The 25,961-nt window shown below is 65.2% G+C and carries 24 protein-coding genes; 8 read left to right on the forward strand and 16 right to left on the reverse strand.

What is annotated here, in order from left to right:
* Positions 1 to 166: 166 nt before the first annotated feature.
* The 6 genes from ACTUWL_RS11445 to ACTUWL_RS11470 all read right to left on the reverse strand — a co-directional run bounded on the left by ACTUWL_RS11445 (position 167) and on the right by ACTUWL_RS11470 (position 4,456).
* Positions 167 to 940, reverse strand: a complete 774-nt coding sequence (locus ACTUWL_RS11445; RefSeq protein WP_021076423.1) for a thioesterase family protein — start codon at positions 938 to 940, stop codon at positions 167 to 169.
* Positions 940 to 1,908, reverse strand: coding sequence for an NAD(P)H-dependent flavin oxidoreductase (locus ACTUWL_RS11450; protein ID WP_021076422.1), 969 nt, complete (start codon positions 1,906 to 1,908; stop codon positions 940 to 942). The genes ACTUWL_RS11445 and ACTUWL_RS11450 overlap by 1 nt, the downstream gene beginning before the upstream one ends.
* A 289-nt stretch (positions 1,909 to 2,197) precedes the next feature.
* Positions 2,198 to 2,743: a hypothetical protein gene (locus tag ACTUWL_RS11455; protein ID WP_021076421.1), complete on the reverse strand. Its 546-nt coding sequence runs from the start codon at positions 2,741 to 2,743 to the stop codon at positions 2,198 to 2,200.
* Positions 2,744 to 2,832: 89 nt separating this feature from the next.
* The gene (locus ACTUWL_RS11460) at positions 2,833 to 3,414 is read right to left on the reverse strand and encodes a YqaA family protein (protein WP_021076420.1); all 582 of its coding nucleotides are present in this window, start codon (positions 3,412 to 3,414) and stop codon (positions 2,833 to 2,835) included.
* A gap of 63 nt (positions 3,415 to 3,477) precedes the next feature.
* A complete protein-coding gene (gene hisE / locus ACTUWL_RS11465) occupies positions 3,478 to 3,891 on the reverse strand; it encodes a phosphoribosyl-ATP diphosphatase (protein WP_021076419.1) in 414 nt (137 codons plus the stop codon).
* A 124-nt stretch (positions 3,892 to 4,015) separates the two neighbouring features.
* Complete coding sequence (locus tag ACTUWL_RS11470) at positions 4,016 to 4,456, reverse strand: hypothetical protein (protein ID WP_021076418.1); 441 nt, start codon at positions 4,454 to 4,456, stop codon at positions 4,016 to 4,018.
* A 264-nt stretch (positions 4,457 to 4,720) separates the two neighbouring features.
* On the opposite strand from ACTUWL_RS11470, the gene ACTUWL_RS11475 reads away from it, so the two are divergent.
* The 6 genes from ACTUWL_RS11475 (at position 4,721) to ACTUWL_RS11500 (ending at position 12,530) form a co-directional block, all read left to right on the forward strand.
* Positions 4,721 to 5,776, forward strand: a complete 1,056-nt coding sequence (locus ACTUWL_RS11475) for an ABC transporter substrate-binding protein (protein ID WP_021076417.1) — start codon at positions 4,721 to 4,723, stop codon at positions 5,774 to 5,776.
* 311 nt (positions 5,777 to 6,087) lie between these two features.
* On the forward strand, positions 6,088 to 7,866 hold the full coding sequence (locus ACTUWL_RS11480; protein ID WP_021076416.1) for a glucan ABC transporter ATP-binding protein/ permease: 1,779 nt from the start codon (positions 6,088 to 6,090) through the stop codon (positions 7,864 to 7,866).
* 257 nt (positions 7,867 to 8,123) lie between these two features.
* Positions 8,124 to 9,494: a D-alanyl-D-alanine carboxypeptidase family protein gene (locus ACTUWL_RS11485; protein ID WP_210256403.1), complete on the forward strand. Its 1,371-nt coding sequence runs from the start codon at positions 8,124 to 8,126 to the stop codon at positions 9,492 to 9,494.
* A 175-nt stretch (positions 9,495 to 9,669) separates the two neighbouring features.
* The gene (locus ACTUWL_RS11490) at positions 9,670 to 11,352 is read left to right on the forward strand and encodes a long-chain fatty acid--CoA ligase (RefSeq protein ID WP_021076414.1); all 1,683 of its coding nucleotides are present in this window, start codon (positions 9,670 to 9,672) and stop codon (positions 11,350 to 11,352) included.
* Positions 11,353 to 11,378: 26 nt separating this feature from the next.
* Complete coding sequence (locus tag ACTUWL_RS11495; RefSeq protein ID WP_021076413.1) at positions 11,379 to 11,936, forward strand: DUF924 family protein; 558 nt, start codon at positions 11,379 to 11,381, stop codon at positions 11,934 to 11,936.
* Positions 11,937 to 12,044: 108 nt separating this feature from the next.
* The gene (locus ACTUWL_RS11500; protein WP_021076412.1) at positions 12,045 to 12,530 is read left to right on the forward strand and encodes a peroxiredoxin; all 486 of its coding nucleotides are present in this window, start codon (positions 12,045 to 12,047) and stop codon (positions 12,528 to 12,530) included.
* 276 nt (positions 12,531 to 12,806) lie between these two features.
* On the opposite strand, the gene rnhA is transcribed toward ACTUWL_RS11500, so the two are convergent.
* From rnhA to ispH, 3 genes are read right to left on the reverse strand one after another with little or no spacing between them, the layout of a single operon-like run.
* Complete coding sequence (rnhA, locus tag ACTUWL_RS11505; protein WP_021076411.1) at positions 12,807 to 13,268, reverse strand: ribonuclease HI; 462 nt, start codon at positions 13,266 to 13,268, stop codon at positions 12,807 to 12,809.
* The gene (locus ACTUWL_RS11510) at positions 13,256 to 14,236 is read right to left on the reverse strand and encodes a homoserine kinase (protein ID WP_021076410.1); all 981 of its coding nucleotides are present in this window, start codon (positions 14,234 to 14,236) and stop codon (positions 13,256 to 13,258) included. Before ACTUWL_RS11510 ends, rnhA begins: the two co-directional genes overlap by 13 nt.
* Before the next feature lie 5 nt (positions 14,237 to 14,241).
* The gene (ispH, locus tag ACTUWL_RS11515; protein ID WP_021076409.1) at positions 14,242 to 15,216 is read right to left on the reverse strand and encodes a 4-hydroxy-3-methylbut-2-enyl diphosphate reductase; all 975 of its coding nucleotides are present in this window, start codon (positions 15,214 to 15,216) and stop codon (positions 14,242 to 14,244) included.
* Between the two features lie 241 nt (positions 15,217 to 15,457).
* Here ispH and ACTUWL_RS11520 point away from each other — a divergent pair, with 241 nt between their 5' ends.
* Positions 15,458 to 16,153, forward strand: a complete 696-nt coding sequence (locus ACTUWL_RS11520; RefSeq protein WP_021076408.1) for a DUF1013 domain-containing protein — start codon at positions 15,458 to 15,460, stop codon at positions 16,151 to 16,153.
* Positions 16,154 to 16,259: 106 nt separating this feature from the next.
* Here ACTUWL_RS11520 and ACTUWL_RS11525 read toward each other — a convergent pair whose 3' ends face one another.
* The 4 genes from ACTUWL_RS11525 to ACTUWL_RS11540 form a co-directional block, all read right to left on the reverse strand.
* Positions 16,260 to 17,351 (reverse strand): acyltransferase family protein, encoded by a 1,092-nt coding sequence (locus ACTUWL_RS11525; protein ID WP_021076407.1) that lies wholly within the window; start codon positions 17,349 to 17,351, stop codon positions 16,260 to 16,262.
* Positions 17,352 to 17,355: 4 nt separating this feature from the next.
* The gene (locus ACTUWL_RS11530; RefSeq protein WP_021076406.1) at positions 17,356 to 17,628 is read right to left on the reverse strand and encodes a hypothetical protein; all 273 of its coding nucleotides are present in this window, start codon (positions 17,626 to 17,628) and stop codon (positions 17,356 to 17,358) included.
* 370 nt (positions 17,629 to 17,998) lie between these two features.
* Positions 17,999 to 19,906, reverse strand: a complete 1,908-nt coding sequence (locus tag ACTUWL_RS11535) for a propionyl-CoA synthetase (RefSeq protein WP_021076405.1) — start codon at positions 19,904 to 19,906, stop codon at positions 17,999 to 18,001.
* Between the two features lie 126 nt (positions 19,907 to 20,032).
* On the reverse strand, positions 20,033 to 20,797 hold the full coding sequence (locus ACTUWL_RS11540; protein WP_035649807.1) for a hypothetical protein: 765 nt from the start codon (positions 20,795 to 20,797) through the stop codon (positions 20,033 to 20,035).
* Between the two features lie 167 nt (positions 20,798 to 20,964).
* Here ACTUWL_RS11540 and ACTUWL_RS11545 point away from each other — a divergent pair, with 167 nt between their 5' ends.
* The gene (locus ACTUWL_RS11545; RefSeq protein WP_021076403.1) at positions 20,965 to 22,503 is read left to right on the forward strand and encodes a cation:proton antiporter; all 1,539 of its coding nucleotides are present in this window, start codon (positions 20,965 to 20,967) and stop codon (positions 22,501 to 22,503) included.
* An 81-nt stretch (positions 22,504 to 22,584) separates the two neighbouring features.
* Here the strand turns inward: ACTUWL_RS11545 and ACTUWL_RS11550 are convergent, their stop codons facing one another.
* From ACTUWL_RS11550 to ACTUWL_RS11560, 3 genes are read right to left on the reverse strand one after another with little or no spacing between them, the layout of a single operon-like run.
* Positions 22,585 to 23,391 (reverse strand): SDR family NAD(P)-dependent oxidoreductase, encoded by an 807-nt coding sequence (locus ACTUWL_RS11550; protein WP_021076402.1) that lies wholly within the window; start codon positions 23,389 to 23,391, stop codon positions 22,585 to 22,587.
* A 23-nt stretch (positions 23,392 to 23,414) separates the two neighbouring features.
* Positions 23,415 to 23,825 (reverse strand): DUF1850 domain-containing protein, encoded by a 411-nt coding sequence (locus tag ACTUWL_RS11555; protein WP_035649751.1) that lies wholly within the window; start codon positions 23,823 to 23,825, stop codon positions 23,415 to 23,417.
* Positions 23,786 to 25,894: a TRAP transporter permease gene (locus tag ACTUWL_RS11560; protein WP_021076400.1), complete on the reverse strand. Its 2,109-nt coding sequence runs from the start codon at positions 25,892 to 25,894 to the stop codon at positions 23,786 to 23,788. The genes ACTUWL_RS11555 and ACTUWL_RS11560 overlap by 40 nt, the downstream gene beginning before the upstream one ends.
* Positions 25,895 to 25,961: the final 67 nt, after the last annotated feature.

A 25,961-nucleotide genomic window follows, 5' to 3' on the forward strand; every position in this document is an offset into this window, starting at 1 on the left:
CGCAAATTATCGAAAACAACCCCATGCAAAGGAGCGGGCGGCAGCCGGCGTTCGGCAAGTCAACTTGACACGTCGGGCAAATCAGGGATAGATTTCTAATATTCAGAAATCCCGCACGTACGGCCATTTGCCTCTTCAAGGTGAGGTCGGAGAAGCGCAGTCCTGGCTAGCGCGGCTCGATCACCAGGCTCTGGACGGCCCGGCCGAAATAGCCCTGCACGTCGGCGAGCCGCGACATCGCAAGCCCGGCGCCGTCAGGCCCGATCCAGGATTCGCCGTCGAGCAGGATCCAGTCGCCGACCGGCTCGCGCGCCAGGCTCACGGTGAGATCGGCGTTGATGAAGGTCCATCGGTTGAAATCGAGCGCCGGCGAGGTGCCGTTGGAGAAGTCGGAGGCAACCACCGCGCGCATCGCCTGCGAGACGGCGGCACCAGCGATCAGCGGCTGATTGACCCGGAACCAGATCGCGCCCGGGCCCATCACGCCGAAGCGGCCGCGCGCGGCCCGCATCGAGATGCATTTGACGAACGGACTGTTCGCAAGATTGCCCGGCTCGACCATGCTTTCGTCGGGGCCCGGCAGCTCGACCTGAACTGCTGCGATGTCCGACGGCAGTTCGGCCGCTTGCCGCTTGATCTTCAGCACGGTGGCCGAGACCACCAGAACGCCGTCGGCGAGCAACCTGACGCCGCAGAGCTGGATCTTGCGGCCGTCGCGCAGGATCTCGCTCGAGACCGTCAGCGGCGCCACCGGCACCGGACGCATCAGGTCGATCGTGACCCGCGCGATCCGCATCGGCACTGGCGTCGGAATGGCTTCGGCGGCCCACACCACCAGCGCCGCCGGCGCGGAGCCGTGCTGCATCCGCGGGTCCCAGGGACCCGCGGCGTCTGGACTGGTGACGACGCGGTCGCCGTCAACGCGGAAGATCGGCTCCATCAGAGCGCCGGATCGACCGCTTCGTCGTATTCCTTCTTGAACCGGCCGATCAGTTCGGCCGCCGGCACCACCTTGGAGATGCTGCCGACGCCCTGACCGGAGCCCCAGATCTCCTTCCAGGCCTTCGGCTTGGCGCGCTCGCCGGACGCATCGGTGCCGAAGCTCATCTTCGAGGGATCTGACGTCGGCAGGTTTTCCGGATCCATGCCGGCCGCGACGATCGACGGCTTCAGATAGTTGCCATGCACGCCGGTGAACAGGTTGGAGTAGACGATGTCCTCGGCGGACGAATTGGTGATCATGCTCTTGTAGCCTTCGACCGCATTGGCCTCCTTGGTCGCGATGAAGGCGGAGCCGATATAGGCGAAGTCGGCGCCGATGATGCGCGCGGCGCGAATGGCGCGGCCGTTGGCGATGGTGCCCGACAGCGCGATCGGCCCGTCGAACCACTGCCGCGTCTCCGATACGAACGGGAACGGCGACAGCGTGCCGGCATGGCCGCCGGCGCCGGCGGCGACCAGAATCAGGCCGTCGGCGCCCTTCTCGATCGCCTTGTGCGCGAACTTCTGATTGATCACGTCGTGGAACACGATGCCGCCCCAGCCGTGGACGGCCTGGTTGAGCTCCTCACGCGCGCCGAGCGAGGAGATGATCATCGGCACCTTGTGCTTCTCGCAAAGCGCCATGTCGTGATCGAGCCGGTTGTTCGACTTGTGCACGATCTGGTTGACCGCGAACGGCGCCGACGGCCGCTCCGGATGCGCCTTGTCATAAGCCGCGAGCTCTTCCTTGATCCGGTACAGCCATTCGTCGAGCAGTTCCGGCGGCCGCGCATTCAGCGCCGGGAACGAGCCGACCACGCCGGCCTTGCACTGGGCGATGACGAGGTCGGGCACGGAGATGATGAACAGCGGTGCCCCGATCACGGGAAGAGACAGGCGGCCCTTGAACAGAGCAGGCATGGACATTGGCGGCGGATCCTCAAGTTGATCGTTTGGTTTGGTCTCGAATGCTGACCGTCATACCAACAAGGCAATCTTTCCACTGTCAAGTATTGCGTTATGGCGCCGCAACAAGGATGACAAAACCTCATCCAAACAGCCCATTTTCCGGGCGCATCTGGCATCCCAGAGCATGATGAATTTGGATCGGTTCGGCACGCACGTCTTCACCTCTCCCCATCGGGGAGAGGTGAACCTCCGCCGTCGATCCAATTCAACCAATCTCATGACGCTCTAAACGCAAGCTTCGCCGCTGCTATTGGCAGACCGCCCGCGTCACGAAATTTTCCGTCTTGCAGTCGTTCGGTCCGCGCTTGTGGCCCGGCAGATAGACCAGCGGCGAGCACTTCTCCGAGGTGGCGATATCGATGCCCTTGCCTTCCTTGAACCCCTTGCTCTGGCACAGCCGGTCGGCGCCGATCTTGCAATCGGGCGCACCGTTTGCGGCCACCACGCAGGCGGCACGCCCGGTGACCATCGTCGAAGGGCGCGCCAGGTTCGTCAGATCGTCGATGGTCTCGCTGGGGCTCTTCAGCGGCGGCAGCGTCCAGTTCGACTTCTCGAACAGCTTTCCGATTTCGTTGATCAGTCCGGGATTCTCGTGCTCGACCGGCGCCGGCGGCAACTCGATCTGCTGCTGCGGAGCTTCAACCGGCTGCTGCGCAGGCGACTGGACGGCGAGCGCAGGCGGCGCGGCCTGGGCCCAGCCGTGGTCGACAGCCGCCAGCGTCATCGACAGCGCAAGACCCGCCAGCGCAACGCGTGCCTTTGCAGCAGGAGTGAGCTTGATTCCGTCAGCCATCGCTGCAAGCGTAGCCTGAAGCAGCCTTCAGGCAAAGACGCAGCAGGCTAGTCACTTTGACGCGTTTTCTCACTTCGCTCGAAAACGCTTCAGATCAGCTTGAATGCGATGACAAAGCCGAGCACCAGCACGATGGCGCCGAGCGCGACCCACAGGCCGAGCCGCTTCTCGAGCTCGGCGCGGATGACATCGCCATAGCGGTTGAGCAGCACCGCGACGAAGAAGAAACGGCCGCCGCGTGCGACGATCGAGCACAGGATGAACAGCCAGATGTTGTAACCGGCAAAGCCCGAGGTGATGGTCACGAGCTTGTAGGGGATCGGCGTCAGTCCCTTCACCAGGATGATCACGGCGCCCCACTCGGCATAGGAGGCGCGGAACGCGTCGACCTTGTCGGAGAGGCCGTAGAGATGGATCAGCCATTGCCCGACCGAGTCGTAGAGCAGTGCGCCGATCGCGTAGCCGAGCACGCCGCCGGCGACGGAAGCGACGGTGCAGACGGCGGCGAACCACCATGCCCGCTTCGGCCGTGCCAGCGACATCGGCAGCAGCATGATGTCGGGAGGGATCGGGAAGAACGAACTCTCGGCGAAGGCCACGGCCGCGAGAATCCAGAGTGCGTAGGGCTTGTCGGCCGCAGCGACGCACCAGTCATAAATCCGTTTCAACATGGGCGCGATGAACCATCATGGAGCGGATTTGTCCATGCCGGGAATGGGCCGAATTGGATTGATTTACGGCTGCCGTTTGCGCAGCCGGTTCTCCAGCGCGACAATTCGACGCCGCGCCACCGGGACAGGCGCGGCCTTGGACAGGCCCTTGGGGACCTTGACCGGCGACTTCGGCAGCTTCTCGGCGATCCCGAGCAGCCGCTCGCGCCGCTCCATCTCGCGCCAGACATCGTCCGGCTTCACGCCGGCCGAGGCCCAAAGGACGGTGAGATTGTAGAGCAGGTCCGCGCTCTCGCGGACGACGGCATCCGGCTTGCCGCTGATGGCGTCGATGACGACCTCGACAGCTTCCTCGGCGAGCTTCTTGGCCATCTTGGCCGGCCCGCGCTGGAACAGCCGTGCCGTGCGCGACGTCGCTGGATCAAGATCCCTCGCCGCGATCACCGCCTGGTAAAGCCGTTCGATCGAATCACTCATCCTTCGAGCCTAATCCAAACGCGTCGCCAGCGTGTTAACGGGCGAGCCGACAACGAAAAATCCACCGGCCTCGCAGCCGGTGGATTGGATGATTTGTGACAGTTCCGAGAACCGACGACGCCTGTCAATACGGCGTATAGGGCAGCGCCGAGCGGCGCCCGTAATAGCCGTGATAGCCGTAATACGGTCCGCCGCCGTAATAGGCCGGGCCGCCATAATAGGCCGGACCACCGTAATAGCCGGGGCCGCCGTCGTAATAGCCGTAGGAGTCGTAGTAGTCGCGACGGCTCTGGGCTGCGGCGATCGCAAGGCCCGTGCCGACGATGCCGGCGAATGCAGCGGCAGCGGCCGCGCCACCACCGCCGCCACGATAGTACCGACGGCGGGCGCTGATATCCGTCGCGCCGCTCGTGCCGTGTGATGTGGTCACGGCGGCCGCCTTGCCCGCCGGAGCGGAGCCTGCGAACGCCATCGTCGGCTCAACGGCCGTCAACGCCACCGCGGCAACCGTTGCCAATGTGGCTGCGCGGCCAATAGACGAAAAAACACCTTTTCGCGCAAACATTGCAGTCATCCTTTGTGGAAGCCGGCCCGTCGGGCCTTGGTGAGCTAACCACTCTCCTCAAATTAGGTTCCCGAAACCGAATGCAAGCTGAACAACCCAAGGTGAAATCGGGGCAGTCATCGGCCGTTCACCTTGCCTTGGGCAGAATGCCTTCGAATAACGCTTGAAATTGCAGCTTGAAATGACCGTTGCCTTGGCGCATTCGATGACATGAACAAGGCGCGCAGCCGGCGCGGCACTTTGTCTCGCCTCCCGGATGTCACGATGCAGGTAAGTCGGACCACCGTTCTCCGCTGGATACTGGCCGGCATGATCGGCCTCTCGGGCGGCGTGTGGCCGGCGCTGACGCCGTCGCACGCCGGCGACCAGCCGCAGCCGCGCACCATTCAGTTCACGCTCGACCGTCCGCTTGACGCTGCCGCGGCGCCATTCGTGATGGCGTCGGTCGGCGGCCTGTTCAGCGCGGAGGGCCTCGCCGTCGGCACCAACGTTGCCACCAGCTCGGCAGACGCGATCGCACGTGTCGCCGACGGCTCGAGCGATTTCGCTCTCGTCGACATCAACGCGCTGATCGGCTTTCGCGACAAGCCGGGCGCTGCCCCCGTCAAGGCGGTGTTCGTGCTGTTCAACCAGGCGCCCTACGCGATCATCGCGCGCAAGAGCCGCGGCATCAAGGCGCTGGCGGATATGGAGGGCAAGAACCTCGGCGTCGCCGAGGGCGACCTCTCGATCCGGCTGTGGCCCGCGGTCGCGAGACAGAACGGCATCAAGCTCTCGAGCGTGAAGCAGAACACGATCAGCGCCGCGGTGCGCGAGCCGATGCTCTCCGCAGGCCAGGTCGATGCCGTGACCGGTTTCTCCTATCTCTCAGCGATCAACTTACGCGATCGCGGCGTGCCCGCCGACGATCTCGCGGTGCTGCGCTTCGCCGACTATGGCTGCGAAGCCTATGGCTTTGCCGTGATCGTCAGCCCGCGCCTTGCCACGGCGAAGCCCGATGCGGTGAAGGGGTTCGTGCGCGCTGTGATCGGCGGCACCAACCTTGCGATCAAGGACCCGGCCCGCGCCGCGACCGAAGTGGCGAGCCGGATGGATGGCGGCTCGCGCGACCTGGAGCTCGAGCGCCTCACTGCCATCATCCGCGACAACATCCTGACCGCCGAGGTGAAGCGCAACGGCATCGGCAGCATCGAGGCGGAGCGCTTCGAGCGCTCGCTCGACCAGCTCACGGAAGACGTCAAATTCCAGAAGCGGCCGCAGACCGCCGACATCTTCGACGACCAATTCCTGCCGCCGATCGACGGCCGGCTGGTGAATTGAGCGCACGCGAATGCATAACTGACGAGCTGCGCCAAATGTTCAGCGTCGTCCTGGCGAAAGCCAGGACCCATTGCCCCGGCCGTTTGTTGGTGCGCGACGCTGGGGCCACTTTCCCGCTCTCAATCAAATTCGATGGCTGTGGGTCCGCTGAGTTCTCCTGGCTTTCGCCAGGACGGCGGCGTAGGGAGCCGCTCGCCACAATTACCGTCACCCCGAGCACGACGCGCTGTCACCGCTGGCCCTGCATCGCGAACCCTGATTAGATTGTATCCCGCCTGACCGGGCGTCCACCGTTCGAGAGTCCCGCCGGCATGTCCATGCTTCGCCTCTATACCCGCGTCCTCGAACTGCTCGGCAAGGAGGCGCGGCTCGGCTGGATCCTCGCCTTCGCCAACATGCTGCTTGCCGCCGCGCAATTCGCCGAGCCGGTGCTGTTCGGCAAGATCGTCGACGTGCTGTCGGGCCGGCCGGTCACCGGATTGTTCGCGACCTCCTCGGCATGGCCGCTGCTGGCCGCGTGGGCGGCCTTCGGCCTGTTCACGATCGGTTGCAGCGCCATCGTCGCCCTGCAGGCCGACCGGCTGGCGCACCGCCAGCGCCAGGCGGTGCTGACGGATTATTTCGAGCACATCCTGCAACTGCCGCTGACCTTCCACTCCGGCACCCATTCCGGGCGGCTGATGAAGGTGATGCTGAACGGCACCGATGCGCTGTGGCGGCTCTGGCTCGGCTTCTTCCGCGAGCATTTCGCCGCGATCATGTCGCTGATCGTACTGCTGCCGCTCGCGCTCTACATCAACTGGCGGCTCGCGATCCTGCTGTTCGCGCTCTGCGTCGTGTTCACCGTGCTGACCACGCTGGTGGTGCGCAAGACCTACGGCATGCAGAGCGAGGTCGAGGCCTATTACAGCGACCTCTCGGCGCGCGCCTCCGACGCGCTCGGCAATGTCGCGCTGGTGCAGAGCTTCGTGCGGATCGATTCCGAGGTGCAGGGCCTGCGCTACGTCGCCGACAAGCTGCTCGCAGTGCAGATGCCGGTGCTGTCATGGTGGGCGCTGGTCACCGTGATCACGCGCGCCTCGACCACGATCACGGTGCTGGCGATCTTCACCGTCGGCATCGCGCTGCACAATGAGGGGCTCACCACGGTCGGCGAGATCGTGATGTTCGTCTCGTTCGCCACCATGCTGATCCAGAAGCTCGAGCAGGTGGTGAGCTTCATCAACAATGTGTTCATGGAAGCGCCGCGGCTGCAGGAATTCTTCGACGTGCTCGACGCGGTGCCGGCGGTGCGCGACCGGCCGGGCGCGGTCGACCCCGGCCGGCTGTCCGGGCTCGTCGAATTCAACGACGTCTCGTTCTCCTATGACGGCAAGCGGCCGGCGATCGAGGACCTCAGCTTCACCGCATTGCCCGGCCAGACCATCGCGCTGGTCGGCTCGACCGGCGCCGGCAAATCTACCGCGATCGCGCTGCTGCACCGTGCGTTCGATCCGCAATCCGGCATCATCAAGATCGACGGGATGGACATCCGCGCGCTGAAACTGACCGCTTTGCGGCGGAACATCGGCGTGGTGTTTCAGGAGGCGCTACTGTTCAACCGTTCGCTCGCCGAGAACCTCCGCGTCGGCAAGCCCGACGCGACCGACGAGGAACTGCGCACCGCCGCGGCGCGCGCGCAGGCGCTGGATTTCATCGAGCGCAGCGAGAAGAAGTTCGACACCCATGCCGGCGAACGCGGCCGCATGCTGTCCGGCGGCGAGCGCCAGCGATTGTCGATTGCGCGTGCGCTGCTCAAGGATCCGCCGATCCTGATCCTCGACGAGGCCACCAGCGCGCTCGACGCCGTCACCGAGGCCAAGGTCAATGCCGCTCTCGACGAAGTGATGAAGGGCCGCACCACATTCGTGATCGCGCACCGCCTCTCCACCATCCGCTACGCCACCCGTATCCTGCTGTTCGACCAGGGACGGGTGATCGAAAGCGGAACTTTCGATGAACTGGTGGCGAAAGGCGGGCGTTTTGCCGATCTCGCGCGGGCTCAGTTCATGGTCCAGGAACAGGCGCGCGCCGGCATCGAGACACCATAATTCTCTCCTTTCCAATTGAGGCGGCTGCCGAAATTCAGCCGATTTCGTCCACGATATAATCGGCCGGCCTCTGTTCTCTGCTGGCAAGCCGGTATAGTGTTTGCATCGCCGCAACAGCGGCGCCGGACACGCTTGAAACCCGTACGTCACATCGCAAGACCTCCTTTTTCGAAGGCGGGTCTCAAAGGACCGGAACCGGACTCGTGCATTTTCCTCGCCTGCTGCGCCCGTCGTTGAAATGGATTCTGGCCGTCGCGATGCTCGCCGTCGCAACGCCGCAGCTGGCACGGGCCGAGGCGCTGCTGGTGGTCGAGGCCGATACCGGCAAGGTGCTGCAAGCCGACAATGCGACGATGCCGTGGTATCCGGCTTCGCTCAGCAAGCTGATGACCGCCTATGTGACGCTGAAGGCGGTCAAGGACGGCCGCGTCTCGCTCGATACGCTGCTCACGGTGTCGCCGACCGCCTCGTCGCAGTCGCCCTCCAAGATGGGCTTCCGGCCCGGCACCCAGGTCACCGTCGACAACGCGCTGAAGATGATGCTGGTGAAGTCGGCCAACGACATGGCCGTGGTGCTGGCCGAGGGCATCGGCGGCTCGATCGACGGCTTTGCCGGCGAAATGAACCAGACCGCGCAAAAGCTCGGCATGACGCAGACGAGCTACGTCAACCCGAACGGCCTGCCCGCCGACGGCCAGATCACCTCGGCGCGCGACATGGCGATCCTCGCCCGTGCCATCATCCGCGACCTGCCGGAATACGAGTATTTCGTCCACATCCCCTCGATCCGGTTCGGCCGCCGCGTCACCCAGAACTTCAACAAGCTGATCGGCCGCTATCCCGGCGCCGACGGCTTCAAGACCGGCTTCATCTGCGCCTCCGGCTACAACCTCGTGGCGTCGGCGACGCGCGACGGCAAGCGGCTGATCGCCGTGGTGCTCGGCGCCTCCTCGGGCCGGATGCGCGCGATCCGCGCCGCGCAGCTGCTCGATCGCGGCTTTGCCAATAACGGGCTGGCGTGGCTGCGGCCCTCGCTCGGCACCGTCGACAATCTGGTGCCGATCGACTCCACGCCGCCGAACCTGCGCGAGGAGATGTGCGGCGCCAAGCACAAGCGCCCGGCCAGCGACGAGGACGGCGAGGACACCGTCGCCAGCGCCGGCACCAGCACCAATGGCGACGCCGGCGTGAGCTTCTTCGCCTCCGGCCTGCAGGCCGCGATGCCGACCAAGCCGGCCGACATGCTGGCGCAGCCGGCGGCGGCGTCCGAGCCAGTCGTGGTCTACACGGGGCCGACCAAGACCGGCGCCGCGCTGATCGCCGCGGTCGATGCCGACACCGAGAAGCTGCAGCCGGTCAAGCGCGGCAAGGGCAAGCACACCCGCGTCGCGGGTAAGAAGTCCGATGCGGCCGACGACGCGAAGGGCGACGCCAAGAGCGCTGCCAAGTCGGACAACAAGCCGGCGGCCAAGCCCGTGCGTCACGCCAATGCCAAGCCGGATGCCGCAGCTGCGAAGCCGGACAAGCCGGCCGCCGCAAAGCCTGCCGGCAAGCCGGCGGCGGCAAAGCCGGCTGCGAAGCCCAAATCTGCCGACAAGCCGAAAGCCGACGCCAAGCCGGCCGGCTAGCAGAGCCTTCCCCTCCGATCTCCCAATGCGTCGATAGCGCGCAGCGGCTTGCCATCCGCCGCGGCATCGCTCAATACTGACTGAAATACCGCGACCGAGAATAATACGACCCAGGGTCGGAGAACCCGGAAGCAATCCGGGACATCAGCCAAATTTGAGAGAGGGAAAGACCATTATGGAGCGCATCTGGCTCAAGCATTATCCGGCCGGCGTGCCCGCCGATATCGACGTCACGCAATATTCGTCGCTGGTCGAATTGCTGGAAGAGAGCTTCAAGAAGTTCGCCGACCGCAAGGCGTTCATCTGCATGGACAAGGCGATCACCTATCGCGAGCTCGACGAGATGTCGTCGGCGCTCGGCGCCTATCTGCAGAGCAAGGGCCTGCAGAAGGGCGCGCGGGTCGCGCTGATGATGCCGAACGTGCTGCAATACCCGGTCGCGACCGCAGCCGTGTTGCGCGCCGGCTTTGCCGTGGTCAACGTCAACCCGCTCTATACCCCGCGCGAGCTCGAGCATCAGCTGAAGGATTCCGGCGCCGAAGCGATCATCGTGCTGGAGAACTTTGCCACCACCGTGCAGAAGGTGCTGCCCAACACCGCGGTCAAGCATGTCATCGTCGGCAGCATGGGCGACCTGCTCGGCCTCAAGGGCGTGATCGTCAATCTGGTGGTGCGGCGGGTGAAGAAGATGGTGCCGGCCTGGTCGATCCCGGGTGCGGTCTCGTTCAACGAGGCACTGTCGGCCGGCCGCGGCATGAAGCTCAACAAGCCGGTGCTGACGCGCCAGGACGTCGCCTTCCTGCAATACACCGGCGGCACTACGGGCGTGTCCAAGGGCGCCACGCTGATCCACCAGAACGTGCTCGCCAATGTGCTGCAGAACGACGCCTGGCTGCAGCCGGCGCTGAAGAAGCCGCCGCATGTCGAGCAGCTGCTCATCGTCTGCGCGCTGCCGCTCTACCACATCTTCGCGCTGACCGCGTGCTACCTGCTCGCGGTGCGCGCCGGCGGCGTCAACCTGCTGATCCCGAACCCGCGCGACATGGTAGGCTTCATCAAGGAGCTCTCGAAGTACCAGGTCAACAGTTTCCCGGCGGTCAACACCCTCTACAACGGCCTGTTGAACACGCCCGGTTTCGACAAGCTCGACTTCTCCAAGCTGAAGACCTCGTTCGGCGGCGGCATGGCGACGCAGAAGCCGGTCGCGGAGAAGTGGCTGAAGGTGACCGGCTGCGCACTGTCGGAAGGTTACGGCCTGTCGGAGACCTCGCCGACGCTGACCTGCAACCCGGCCGACGCCGACGAATTCTCCGGCTCGATCGGGCTTCCCGTGCCCTCGACCCATCTGTCGATCCGCGACGACGACGGCAATGAACTGCCGATCGGCCAGGCCGGCGAAATCTGCGCCAAGGGCCCGCAGGTGATGGCGGGCTACTGGAACAGGCCGGACGAGACCGCGCGAGTGATGACCGCGGACGGCTATTTCCGCACCGGCGACATCGGCGTGATGGACGCGCGGGGCTACACCAAGATCGTCGACCGCAAGAAGGACATGATCCTGGTCTCCGGCTTCAACGTCTATCCGAACGAGATCGAGGAAGTGATTGCGAGCCATCCGGGCGTGCTGGAATGCGCCGTGATCGGCGTGCCCGACGCGAAGTCCGGCGAGGCGGTGAAGGCCTTCGTGGTCAAGAAGGACCCGAACGTCTCGGCCGAGGACATCATCAAGTTCTCGGCCACCCAGCTCACCGCCTACAAGGTGCCGAAGCAGATCGAGTTCAGGACCGATCTTCCGAAGACCAATGTCGGCAAGATCCTGCGTCGCGAACTGCGCGACGAGAAGAAGGCTGCGGCCTGACAACGGCAAGCGGGCGCTGGACCGACGTGACTGACGCCCGCATCGCGACGCCTGCCGACGTGCTCGCCTTCTGGCGCGAGGCCGGCCGCGACCGCTGGTACGCACGCAACGACGCCTTCGATGCCGAGATCCGCAGCCGCTTCCTTGCCACCTGGCAGAAGGCGGCTGCCGGTGAGTTGTCGCCCTGGGAGGCGAGCGACGAGGGCGCGCTGGCGTTGACCATCGTGCTCGACCAGTTTCCGCGAAACCTGTTTCGCGGCGACGCCGAGACCTTTTCCAGCGATCCGCTGGCCCGCGAGGTGGCAAGCCGCGCCATCGAGCGCGGCGTCGATACGCGGACTGACCCGCGCTTGCGCGAATTCCTCTATCTGCCGTTCGAGCATTCGGAGGACCTCGACGACCAAGAGCGCTGCGTGGCGCTGTTCAGCCAATATGACTGCCACCCCGACAACCTGAAGTACGCCGAGGACCACGCCGACATCATCCGCCGGTTCGGCCGCTTCCCGCACCGCAATCGCGTGCTGGGCCGGCAGACCACGGCCGAGGAGCAGGCCTTTCTCGATGCCGGCGGGTTTTCCGGCTGATGACGGAACAGTGACGATGGCCGGGCATTGCCGTTCTTCGGCGAGCCCGTATTGTGCCATTCCGCAGCCGGGTTTAAGACAATTCCGCTTCACCGAGGGAGAACACCGATGACGATCAATGTTGGCGACAAGCTGCCGGAAACCAAGTTTCGCGTGATGACCGCCGAGGGTCCGCAGGTCAAGACCACCGACGACATCTTCAAGGGCAAGAAGGTCGCGCTGTTCGCGGTGCCCGGCGCCTACACCGGCACCTGCCACAAGATGCATCTGCCGAGCATCTTCCTCAACGCCTATGCCCTGAAGAACAAGGGAATCGACACCATCGCGATCGTCTCGGTCAACGACGCCTTCGTGATGAATGCCTGGAAGCGCGACACCGACCAGCGCGACGAGGCGGTCTTCCTGGCCGACGGCAATGCCGACTTCACCAAGGCGATCGGCATGGAGCTCGACGCCTCCGGCAACGGCCTCGGCATCCGCTCCCACCGCTACTCGATGCTGGTCGAGGACGGCGTGGTGAAGAAGCTCAACAAGGAGCCGGCTCCGGGCAAGGTCGAAGTCTCCGGCGGCGACACGCTGCTCGGGCAGCTCTGAGCTGAGCTTTCGCCGCACCTGAGCTGTCGTCGCCCGGCTTGACCGGGCGATCCAGTACGCCGCGGCCTCTCGGCTCAAGCACCACCATCTCTGGAGTACTGGATCGCCCGCTTTCGCGGGCGATGACAGTTTAGGGATTGGCGATAGCTGTGATCGCGGAATTGCAGGATGGGTAGAGCACAGCGAAACCCATCAACTTCGTGCCGCGGATGGAGATCGTGGGTTTAGCTGCGCTCTACCCACGCTACGCAGACGGTTCGCACCGCCAGCGCGCCCCTACCCCTTCAGCTTCGCCATCGCCACGCCCTCGCGCGCGAGCTCGTCGGCGCGTTCGTTCTCGGCGTGGCCGGCATGGCCCTTGATCCAGTGCCAGCGCACCTCATGCGGCTTCAGCGCGGCGTCGAGGCGCTGCCACAGCTCGACATTCTTGACCGGCTTCTTGTCGGCGGTGCGCCAGCCATTGCGCTTCCAGCCATGGATCCAACCGGTGATGCCCTGGCGGACATACTGGCTGTCGGTGGTGACGTCGACCACGCACGGCTTCTTCAGAGCTTCCAGCGCCGAGATCGCCGCCATCAGCTCCATGCGGTTGTTGGTGGTGTGCGCCTCGCCGCCCTTCAATTCCTTTTCGACGTCGCCGAACCGCAGGATCGCGCCCCAGCCGCCCGGTCCGGGATTTCCGGAGCAGGCACCATCGGTGAATACCGTCACATGCGGCTTGTCGCTCACGCCGCGCATCCGGCCGGCGTGATGCCATAGTCGTTCAGGCTCGCGACATTCTGCTGGAAGCGCAGCTTGCGGACATATTCCAGCGGGTCCTTCGGCTGCACCAGCGCGCCCTCGGGCACGTTGAGGAAATCGACCAGCCGCGTCAGCAGGAAGCGCATCGACGCACCGCGCGCGAGCAGCGGCAGCGCTGCTTCCTCCGCCGCCGACAATGGCCGCTCGCGGCCATAGGCGTTGAGCAGCGCGCGCGCCTTGGTGACATTGAAGGAATGATCCGGCTCGAAGCACCAGGCGTTGAGGCAGATCGCGACGTCGTAGGCCAGGATGTCGTTGCAGGCGAACGGGAAGTCGATCAGGCCCGACAGTCTGTCGCCGAGGAAGAACACGTTGTCGGGAAACAGATCGGCATGGATGACGCCGACCGGCAGATCGGTCGGCCAGGAGGCTTCGAGATGATCGAGCTCGCGCGCGATGAAGTCGTGCAGGCCCACCTGCACGCTGTCGGCGCGCGCGGCAGCGAGATCGAACAGCGGCCGCCAGCCGGACACCGACAGCGGATTCCTGCGCACCAGCGGAAAGTCGGCACCCGCGAGATGCATTTTGGCCAGCGCCTCGCCGACCCCTGAGCAATGCGCGACGTTCGGCCGCCGCGGCCACACGCCCTCGAGGAAGTTGATGATCACCGCCGGCCGGCCGGCGAGCCGGCTGGTGACCTCGTCCTTACGGTTGCGCGCCGGCTGCGGGCACGACACGCCGCGCTCGGCGAGATGCGCCATCAGCGACAGGAAATACGGCAGGTCGTCCTCCGCCACGCGCTTCTCATAGAGCGTGAGGATGTAGGCGCCCTGGCTGGTGTGCAGCAGGAAGTTCGAATTCTCGACACCCTCGGCGATGCCCTTGTAGGAGAGCAATTCGCCGATGTCGTAGCTTTTGAGGAATTCCGCGAGATCTTCGGCGGCAACGTCGGTGTAGACCGCCATATGGTCTATTCCGCCGCGGCAGCGTCGGGCCGCAGCGAGCGGGGCAGCGGGAAGAACTCGTTCTCTTCCGCGGCCGAGACCGTCTCCACGTGCAGTTGGTAGCGCTCGGCAAACGCGCCCATGATCTCCTCGACGATCACCTCCGGCGCCGAAGCGCCAGCGGTGATGCCGAGGCTCTTGATGCCTTCGAAGCGCGCCCAGTCGATGTCGCTGGCCCGCTGCGCCAGGATCGCAACCGGGCAGCCCTCGCGCTCGGCGACCTCGCGCAGGCGCTGCGAGTTCGACGAGTTCGGCGCGCCGACCACGATCAGGGCATCGACCACCGGCGCCACCTTCTTGACCGCAAGCTGGCGGTTGGTGGTGGCGTAGCAGATGTCTTCCTTGTGAGGCCCGTTGACGTTCGGGAAGCGCTGCTTGAGCAGCGCCACGATCTCCGCGGTGTCATCGATCGACAGCGTGGTCTGGGTCACAAAGGCGAGATTGTCGGGATCCTTCGGGACGAAGGTTTTGGCATCCTCGGCGGTCTCGATCAGGGTCACGGCGCCCTCCGGCAGCTGGCCCAGGGTGCCGACCACCTCCGGATGGTGGGAATGCCCGATCAAGAGGATCTCGCGGCCGCGCTTGAAATGGATCGCCGCCTCGCGGTGCACCTTGGTCACCAGCGGGCAGGTCGCGTCCAGCGAGAAGAAATTGCGGGATTTGGCCTCGGCCGGAACCGATTTCGGCACACCATGAGCCGAAAACACCACCGGGGCGTTGGTTTCGTCGGGGATTTCGGACAATTCCTCGACGAAAATGGCGCCTTTGGTCTTCAGGCTGTCCACCACGTACTTGTTATGCACGATCTCGTGCCGGACATAGACCGGGGCGCCATAGATGGTGAGGGCGCGTTCCACCGTGTCGATGGCGCGGACCACCCCGGCGCAAAAGCCGCGGGGGGAACAAAGCACGATTTTAAGATCGGGTTTTTTCGCTGACATCGGGCTGGTCTCGGGGCTGTGTCGGGGCAATTTCGGGACCGAATCACCCCTCGCCGGCGGGCGGGGAACGGCCAGTTAAGGTAAGGACTTGGGACTGCTTTCGGGCGCTGTCAAGGCGATTTTGCTGGCCCATTGCGCCATTCCCCCCGGAGGGCTTATATAGGCGGCATAATTCCCGTCATCGCCGATGACTACCAGCTTCGCCTCGACAGAGGTGGGCGAAGCACAAAGGAGATTTGCCATGAGCAACGCACCGCTGATGCCGAAGGCGACTGCCGTGTGGTTGGTCGACAATACCGCCCTGACCTTCGATCAGGTGGCCGATTTTACCAAGATGCACCCCCTCGAGGTCCGCGCCATCGCCGACGGTGACGCCGCCCAGGGCATCAAGGGCATGGACCCGATTTCCAACGGCCAGCTGACGCGCGAGGAGATCGAGCGCGGCGAACGCGACCAGAACTATCGCCTCAGGCTCCAGGAGAGCAAGGTGGTGCTGCCCTCCGCCGCCAAGAAGAAGGGCCCGCGCTACACCCCGGTGTCGCGCCGCCATGAGCGGCCGAGCGCGATCCTCTGGCTGGTGCGCAACCATCCCGAGCTCAAGGACGCCCAGATCATGCGGCTGGTCGGCACCACCAAGACCACGATCGCGAGCGTGCGCGACCGCACCCACTGGAACGCCTCGACGCTGACCCCGATGGACCCGGTGACGCTCGGCCTGTGCTCGCAGATCGAGCTCGATTTCGAGGTGCAGCGCGCCGCCAAGGAGAAGCCGACCACGACCGTCTATGGCGGCGCCACGCTGCTGCCGGCCTCCGAGACCACGCGCAAGGACGAGCTCGACGATCAGCCGATCGAGCGGCACGACGATCTCAACGTCGATGCCGTGTTCGCCAAGCTGAAGACGATCGGCGGCAAGAAGGCCGACGACGAAGAGTAGGCGCGGACGTCGCAGCGCGACGAGCGGATACCAAACGCGGCGGGCCACCCCGCCGCGTTTTTCTTTTAGGGGCACGAATAGCCATGATCCCCGCACGCGCCTTCGCTCAGGCGAACGAGAAGCGCCGGTGGGCGAAATCGAGCAGCGGACGTTCGAAGTAGCGATAGCTCAGGGCACACAGCCCGAAGGTCAGCACGAGCGCGCCGAAGGTCAGCGAGATTCCGGCGAGGCTCTTGATTGTTCTCGGCTCATGGAGCACGGCGAACAGCAGGTACACGACGACGTGGTGGGTGAGATACGCCGCGTAGGAGGTTCTGGCGAAGAAGGTCGCGGCCGAGCTGCGCAGCAGTGCTAATCTTGGTGAACCGCGATTTTCCAGCACGACGAACAGCAGCGCACCGAAGAAGATCTCGACCTGGGTGTGCGAGAACGCCACCGACCAGCGCTTCCATCCGAACAGCCACAGCAGCGGAAGCGAGATGCTCGACCATTTGAGGATGTTTGCGACAAGCCTGGAGATATAGGCATCCGGCTTGCGATAGAGGCGCCACCAGGCGATCAGCGCGCCGGTCGCAAGCGAATCGATCCTGAATTGCGGCAGCACGTACCAGCCATAGGCGTCCGGCAGCGCGCTGTCGATCAGGCGCCCGATCGGGCAGATCAGGATCGGCACCAGCAGGATCGCGAACAGCCGCTCGGGCGGGATGTTGCGGACCAGCAATGGAAACAGCAGATAGAACTGCTCCTCGATTGCAAGCGACCAGGTGACGGCCAGAAAATAGGCGCCATCGGTCTGTGCCTTGGCCATGCCGAAATTCTGCAAGCCGAACAGATACAGCCAGCCGGGCACGCCTCGGGTGTCGAACAGATCGGGGCTCAGCGCGAAATACCAACCGATCAGGGCGCAGGCGCACATCAGGTAGTAAAGCGGCCAGATCCGGAACGCACGCCTGCCGTAGAACGCCGAGTAATATCGCTCAGCCGTGCGGTGCCGCAGCAGGATATCGGTGATCAGATAGCCGGACAGGATAAAGAACAGGTCGACGCCGAAGCGGCCGACATGCAGCAATTTCCACGGCCAGCTCGCTGGCCCGTCCGGCGCGCCGAAATAGTGCCAGATGACGACGATCAGAAGCGCGATCGCGCGCAGCCCGTCGAGCTCTCCGATCCTGTCGCGTTCCGGCAGGGCCGCAATCACCGCGCTAGTGCCGGTCCGGATTGTTCATCATGTATTCGCCGAGATCGCGCTGCCGCCGGTCGGTGCGGGCTTCGGCGTTCTGGCGCTGGACGTCGCGGTCCTTGCGGCAGGCGACATATTCGGGCGTGCCGACCGCCACCTTGCCGCCGGCCTGGCAATACTGATCGTCGTCGCCCATGCTCTCCGCGATCGGCGATCGCCCGCGTTCGAGGCAACCTGCCAGCAGCGGCAGTGCGAGCAGCAATGCGAGAGGCGCGCGTGCGGAAATGGATCGCATCCGGTGGTCCGTATCTGGTGGCCTGTGAGTTTGAAAGGCCGGGATGACCCGGCAATCCATCAAAATCAAGGCCGATTTGCTTCCGGATGCGTTTCGAGACGCGGCCCGATTGCGCGATGGTGCGCGCATCGATCATCGCGCCCGGGGCCACCCCTCTCCCCACCCTCCCCCGCAAGGGGGGAGGGAGCCTGACGCGCGTGCTCACCTGACGCGAGACAGCGTCAACCGCATGCCGCCCACGACTCGCTCTACGTCAGGGAGGCACTAGCCGAAGGGTTCCCTCCCCCATTGCGGGGGAGGGTTAGGGAGAGGGGTGGCCACACCGGCAGTCTCTCCACCGAACAGAGCAAAGCACCGACGACAATCGCGGTTACGCCTTGCCCTTCAGCGCCTCGCCGATCTCGTCGAGCACCTTCGGGTCCTCGATCGTCGCCGGCATGGTCCAGGACTCGCCGTCGGCGATCTTCTTGATGGTGCCGCGCAGGATCTTGCCGGAGCGGGTCTTGGGCAGCCGTCCCACCGTGATCGCGAGCTTGAACGCGGCAACCGGGCCGAGCTTCTCGCGTACCAGCGCCACGACTTCCTTCTCGACCTGATCGGGCGCCTTGGTGACGCCGGCCTTCAGCACCAGGAAGCCGCAGGGCACTTCGCCCTTGATCGCATCCTTGACACCGAGCACCGCGCATTCGGCGACATCGGGATGCGAGGCCAGGATCTCTTCCATGCCGCCGGTGGAGAGCCGGTGGCCGGCGACATTGATGATGTCGTCGGTGCGGCCCATCACCCAGACATAGCCGTCCTCATCCTTGTAGCCGGCGTCCGAGGTCTTGTAGTAGCCGGGGAATTCCGAGAGGTAGGCGTCCCTGAAGCGATCGTCCTGCTGCCACAGCGTCGGCAGGCAGGCCGGCGGCATCGGCAGCTTGATCACGATCGAGCCCATGGTGCCCGCCGGCACAGGTTTCGCCGCCTCGTCGACGATGTCGACCTGATAGCCCGGCATCGGCACCGTCGGCGAACCGTGCTTGACCGGCAGCATGCCCAAGCCAACCGGATTGCCCGCGATGCACCAGCCGGTCTCGGTCTGCCACCAGTGATCGATCACCGGCACCTTGAGCTGCTGCTCGGCCCATTCCACCGTCGGCGGATCGGCGCGCTCGCCGGCGAGGAACAGGGTGCGGAAGCTGGAGAGATCGTAGTTGCGGATGAACTTGCCCTCGGGATCTTCCTTCTTGATCGCGCGGAACGCGGTCGGCGCGGTGAAGAAGGCAACCGCCTTGTGCTCACTGATCACACGCCAGAATGCGCCGGCATCCGGCGTGCCGACCGGCTTGCCCTCATACATGATCGTGGTCGCGCCGTGGATCAGCGGGCCATAGACGATGTAGGAGTGGCCGACCACCCAGCCGATGTCGGAGCCGCACCACCAGATCTCGCCCGGCTTGACGCCGTAGAGATTTTCCATCGACCATTTCAGCGCGACGAGATGGCCGCCATTGTCGCGCACCACGCCCTTCGGAATTCCGGTCGTGCCCGACGTGTAGAGAATGTAGAGCGGATCGGTCGCGGCGACCGGCACGCAGGGCGCGGTCTTGCCGGCATCGAACGCGGCGAGGCGCAGCGTCGCCCAATCATGATCGCGGCCCGCGGTGAGCTCGCACGCCTGCTGCGGCCGCTGCAGGATGATGCAGGTATCCGGCTTGGTGGCGGCGAGGCGGATCGCTTCGTCGAGCAGCGGCTTGTACTGGACAATGCGCCCGGGCTCGATGCCGCAGCTCGCCGAGAAGATCAGCTTCGGCTTGGCGTCGTCGATGCGGGTCGCGAGCTCCTTGGCCGCGAAGCCGCCGAACACCACGCTGTGCACCGCGCCGATCCGCGCGCAGGCGAGCATCGCGACCACGGCCTCCGGCACCATCGGCATATAGAGGATGACGCGATCGCCCTTGGCCACGCCGAAATCCTGCATGATCGCGGCGAGCGTCTGCACCTCCTTCAGCAGCTCCGAATAGGTGAATTTGGTGATCGAGTTGGTGAGCGGGGAATCATGGATCAGCGCGACCTGGGAAGCCCTGCCGCCGGCGACATGCCGATCCAGCGCGTTGTAACAGGTGTTGACCACGGCGCCGGTGAACCAGCGTCCATAGGCGCCCACGGTGGGATCGAAGATCTTCTTCGCCGGCTCGATCCAGTCGATCTCGCGCGCCGCCTCGGCCCAAAACCCTTCGGGGTCCCGAAGCGAGCGGGCATGCACCTCATGATACCGGCTCTGCTGGATGTTCATCGCGTCTCTCCCTCGCCTCACTCCATCGTCATGGCCGGGCATGACGACTGGATGGTTGGCTCTCTTTGGCCGTCATTGTCATGGGCTTGACCGATAATTCAAGCCGCAAACTCACGGACGTTAGCACTAGTTGCCGTCGACCCCGTTGATCTGCCGCAACCGCTCCCGCATCGCCTTTTGCAGGTCATAACCCGGCTTGCCGAATTCGGCATTGCGGCGGGCGATGAAACCATCCTGCGCGCGTTGCAGTTCGCGCGCCTGGCGCGGATCCCCGGCCTCACGCACCGTGCGAAAGGTCGATGCGACGATCTCGCGGTCGAGATCGGCAAGCGCAGGATCGGCGCAGATCGCCTTCTCGACCGGCCGGCGCGCCTTGCGGCAATCGAAGCTCGGCTTGCCGGCGACCGCCATCATGGCGCCGATCCGCTCCAGCTCCAGCGACAGCGATTTGTAGTTGGCCTTGGCGGCGGCGTGATCGGGATTGAGCTTGACGGCGGCGCCGAAATCCATGATCGCCTTCGGCCGGTCGCCCTTGCGGCGCCACAGCTCGCCGCGGGCATTGTGGGCATCGGCAAGCGATGGATCGAGCTTGAGCACGGTGTCGTAATCGGCGATGGCGCGATCGATCAGCTGCTTGCGGTCATAGGCGCCCGCGCGTGCCATCAGGGCCTTGATGCGATCGGGCTTCGTCGCCTTCTCATTGTCGATCAGCGCGCCGCAGGCCTCGACGATCCTGTCGTCATCGGCTGCCGCAACCGCCGCATTGCAGGGGCCAGGATCGGCCTGCACATCCTTGCCGGGTTCGCTGCCGGTCGCGCGCGCGACGCCTGATGCGACCGACAGGCATGCGCAGATCAACGCGACAGCCAGATTTGCAGAGTTGCGTCGCATTCCCATCACCGACAAGACATCCCGCGCCTGTACCACCGGCTCCGATTTCGGGCGGTGCCATTTGCCGCCAAACCACACGCTGGATTATACGTCAATTGCGACGATCGGCTGCAATCGGGTGTCGCACTCGGAGCAGCACGTCGCGCGCCGCGCTTTGGGGGTTCGCCTTGCTCACGTTCGAATGGATCATCGGCCTGTTGCTCGCGGCGGTGGCGCTGTCAGCACTGGCACGGCGGATCAAGGTGCCCTACCCGACCTTCCTGGCGATCGGCGGCGTGCTGCTGACGTTGCTGCCGTGGGCCCCGACCTGGGCGCTGGAACCGGAGCTGGCGCTGGCGCTGTTCGTCGCGCCGGTGCTGCTCGACGCCGCCTTCGACACCTCGCTGCGCGATCTCCGCAACAACTGGCTGCCGGTCTCGACGCTGGTCGTGGTCGCGGTCGGCGTCACGACGACGGCAGTCGCCGTGATCGCGCACTGGCTGCGGCCGGACATGCCCTGGCCGGTTGCGATCGCGCTCGGCGCCATCGTGGCGCCGCCGGACGCCGCGGCCGCCACCGCGATCCTGCGCCAGGTCAAGCTGCCCTACCGGATCCAGAAGATCCTGGAGGGCGAGAGCCTGCTCAACGATGCCAGCGCGCTGCTGATCTACCGGGTCGCGGTTGGCCTGGTCGCCGCCGAGCACATGAAGATCCGTGAGTTCATACCGTCCATCACGGTCGCGCTGGTCGGCAGCCTTGCCGCCGGCTATTTGTTCGCGCAGATCTGGATGATGATCACGCGCCGCATCACCGAGGCGCCGAGCGCGATCATCACGCAGTTCGGCGGCACCTTCATGGTGTGGATCACCGCCGAGCATCTCGGGCTGTCCGGCATCCTCACCATCATCGCCTATGCGATCACCATCGCCCGCACCGCGCCGGACCGCACCTCGGCGCGGCTGCGCGTGTCGTCCTATACGGTGTGGGAGACCGTCGTCTTCGTGCTCAACGTGCTCGCCTTCATGCTGATCGGGCTGCAATTGCGCCCGATCTGGTCCGACCTCGACGCCGAGGTGCGGTGGAAATATTGCAGCTTCGCCGCCGCGATCCTCGCCGTGGTGATCCTCGCCCGCATCCTCTGGGTGATGCCCTACGGCGCGCTGTTGCGCACGCTGAAGGCGCGCCATTGGCTGCCCGCCCATGTGGTGGAGGCGGTGCCGACCCCGAAGCGCGGCTTCATCGTGTCGTGGTGCGGGATGCGCGGCATCGTTACATTGGCGGCGGCGTTTGCACTGCCCGAGTGGTTTCCGTTTCGCGACCTGATCCTGCTGACCGCGTTCGCCGTGGTGCTGGGCTCGCTGGTGATCCAGGGCCTGACCTTGCGGCCGCTGATCCTGGCGCTGAATTTCGCTGACGATGACCCGGTCGGGCGCGAGGCCGCCCACGCCCGCAGCGTCGCCTTTCGTGCCGCACTCGACGAGATCGACTCCGACCCGTCCGAGGAGGCCGAGATCCTCCGGCTCGAATACCGCGCCGTGCTGCTGCGCGCCGAGACCGATGGCGGGTTGAGTACGCGCGAGCTGCCGGCGGATCCGCTGCGGCGCCGCGCCATCGCCGCCGCACGTCAGGCACTGCTCGGTCTGCGCCGCAGCGAGGCGATCGGCGACGACGCCTTCCATCTGGTCGAGGAAGAGCTCGACCGCGCCGAGCTCAGCGTCGAGGCGTAGCGCATGAAGAGTTTGGGTTGAACTGGATCGGCAGCGGAGGTTCACCTCTCCCTTGGGAGAGGTGAAGCGAGCACTCGTTGCTCACGCCCCGGACTTTGAGGTGATGCCGCCGTCGACCACGAGCTCGATGCCGGTGACATATTTCGATTCGTCCGAGGCGAGGAACAGCGCGGCATTGGCGACGTCCCAGGCGTCGCCCATGTGGCCCATCGGCACCTGCGCGTCACGGGCGCGCCACATCGCCTCGACGTCACCTTTGGCGTAGCTCTGCGCCAGCCCGGCCGAATGCGCGACCATCGGCGTCTTCATCAGCCCGGGCAGGATCGCATTGACGCGGACATGCCTGGAGGCGAACTCGACCGCGGTCGAGCGCGTCATCTGGTTCATCGCCGCCTTGCTGGCATTGTAGCTGACATAGGAAATGCCGACATGGCGGATCGAGGCGATCGAGGAGATGTTGATGATCGAGCCGCCGCCCTGCTTGATCATGACCGGAATGACGTGCTTCATCGACAGATAGGCGCTCTTGAGGTTGACCGCGAAGACGCGGTCCCATTCCGCTTCCGCAACCTCCACCACGCTGCCGACCTCGGCGATACCGACATTGTTGTCGAGCACGTCGATGCGGCCATAGGCCTTCAGGCAGGCCGCGACCATCGCCTCGACTTCGCTGGCGCGCGAGACATCGGCGGTGAATGCAGCCGCCTTGCCGCCCTCCTCGGTGATGATCTTGACCGTCTCCTCGGCCGCCGCGCCGTTGCGATCGACGCAGAACACGCTGGCGCCCTCGCGCGCAAAGGTGACGGCGGTCGCCTTGCCGTTGCCCCAGCCCGGCCCGATCGAGCCCGCCCCGACCACCATCGCAACCTTGCCCTTGAGCCGATCCATCGGTCTTTCTCCCTTGTTGTTTGTTATGGCTCGCAAACGCTCATCGTGGTGACATTAGCACCGATCGGATGTCCGAAAATCTCCGATAGCGTCTGGCAGCGTCCCGCGTGGCAAAGATGCCATTCGCCCGCCGCGCCGGAATTGCCGAGCACGATCTCCGCCCTCGGCACCGGCGGCGGCGACCATTGCAACCAGCCGCCGATGAGCTTCGCCTCCGGCGGCGGCTCCATGCCGGCGCCACTGCCCTTGATACGCGCTTGTTGCAGCGTCAGCCCGGCCGGCGTGGCCAGCCAGTCTTCCTGCCAGGCGGTCTTCTCGATCGAATGCGTCCAGGCGAGCGTGAAGGCCGCGACCTGCAGCGTCTTCACCACCCCCGCCGAGGTGAGGCAGAGGCTCAAGCCGCCGCCATCGCATTGCGTGGGCGCTGCCGCCATTGCCACAGCGCGACCGCGGCGGCGAGCGTGAAGCCCGCAGTGTCCGAGAACGGAAAATCGCCGAGCAGGCAGAGCGCCGCACCGAATGCAACCGCAATCTCGATCAGGCTCAGCCGCGTGAACAGGAAGCCGATCGCGACGATGCCGAACAGTGCGATCGCCACCAGCGCCTTGAAGGTCGCCAGCGCCACCGCGCCGTAGAAGCCGAGTTGCGCCGCCATCGGATCGCCACCCTGCAACATCAAGGCCGGCGAATAGACGAAGATGAAGGGAATGACGTAGCCGGCAAGCGCGATCCGCATCGCTTCCCAGCCGATCTTGTCCGGATTCTCCTTGGCGATCGGCGCCGCCGCCAGTGCGGCGAGCGCCACCGGCGGCGAGAGGTCGGCCATGATGCCGTAGTAGAACGCGAACATGTGGCTCGCGATCAAGGGCACGCCGAGCTTGGCGAGCGCCGGTGCCGCCAGCGCCGCGGTGATGATGTAGGTCGGGATCGTCGGAATGCCGGTGCCGAGCAGGATCGACAGCAGCATGGTCATGATCAGCGCCAGGAACAGGCTCTTGGCGCCGAGCCCGATGATCCAGCTGCCGAAGATGGTGCCGACGCCGGTCTGCGTCATCATGCCGATGATGGTGCCGACGATGGCGCAGGCCATGCCGACGGTCAGCGCCGATTTGGCGCTGTCGGCGAGCGAGTCACGGCACGCCCTGAGCGTGGCGCGGCCGCCGCGCGTGATCGCCGCGATCACGATCAGCCCGGCGACGACACCGATGACAGGGACGATCTCGAGCCCGTGGCGCGACACCGCGGCGACCACCAGCGCAAGGCCGATCCAGAAGATGTAGCGCACGACGGTGTTGGAGAAGCCGAGCGTGATGCTGGCGCCGAGGATCAGCGCGACCGTCAGCGCCAGCCCCATGCTGCCGGCATAGAGCGGCGTGAAGCCTTCGAACAGCATGTAGACCAGCGCCGCGAGCGGCAACACCAGGTACCAGCGCGCCACCAGCGCCTTCCAGGCGCTCGGGATCTCGGAGCGCTTCATGCCGACGAGACCATGCTTGCCGGCTTCCAGATGCACCATCCAGAACGCCGAGGCGAAGTACAGGATCGCCGGAATCACCGCCGCCTTGACGATCTCCGAATAGGGCACGCCGAGCGTCTCCGCCATGATGAAGGCGACCGCGCCCATCACCGGCGGCATGATCTGGCCGCCCATCGAGGCGGTGGCCTCGACGCCTGCGGCGAACGCGCGGCGATAGCCGAACTTGATCATCAGGGGAATCGTGAACTGGCCGACGGTGACGACATTGGCGACGCCGGAGCCCGAGATCGTGCCCATCATGCCGGAGGCGAACACCGCGACCTTGGCCGGGCCGCCGCGGGTGCGCCCGAACAGGCCGAGCGAGACGTCGGTGAACAGCTGGATCATGCCGGCGCGTTCCAGGAACGAGCCGAACAGGATGAACAGGAAGATGTAGGTCGCCGAGACGTAGATCGGCACGCCGTAGAAGCCTTCGGTGCCGAACGAGAGATGGGTGACGATCTGGTCGAAATCATAGCCGCGATGATTGAACGGCGACGGCAGATACTGGCCGAAGAACCAGTAAAGCAGACAGGCGCCGCACATCAGCGGCAGCGCCGCTCCCATCAGCCGCCGCGTGCCCTCGAAGATCAGGATCGCGAGCAGCGTGCCGACCGCAAGGTCCATGTGGGTCGGATCGCCGTCGCGGGCGATCAGGTCGGCGTAGAAGATCCACTGATAGAGCCCGCAGAGGAAACCGGCCGCGCCGACGATCCAGCTCACCGCGCGGCCGAGATCGGTCTTGGCGGTGAAGTTGCCGATCAGTCCGAAGGTCAACAGGATCAGAAAGCCGACATGGACGCCGCGCACCACCTGGCTCGGCAGATAGTTGAAGGCCGCGACATAGAGCTGGAACACTGCGAAGGCGAGACCGATGGCGTAAGCCAGATGCCCCCAGGCGCCCGGACCAAATCCTTCAGGGAAGCCATGCTCGAAATTGTCGAATTCAACCTTGATGGGCTGCTCGCTCGCAACCTGCTGCTGCATTGAATCAGTCCCCCCGCCGTGCCCGCGAGGTTTATAGCGCCCCGCTGCACGTCATGCGCGGCTCGCC

The sequence above is a fragment of the Bradyrhizobium sp. WCU1 genome (assembly GCF_053474805.1).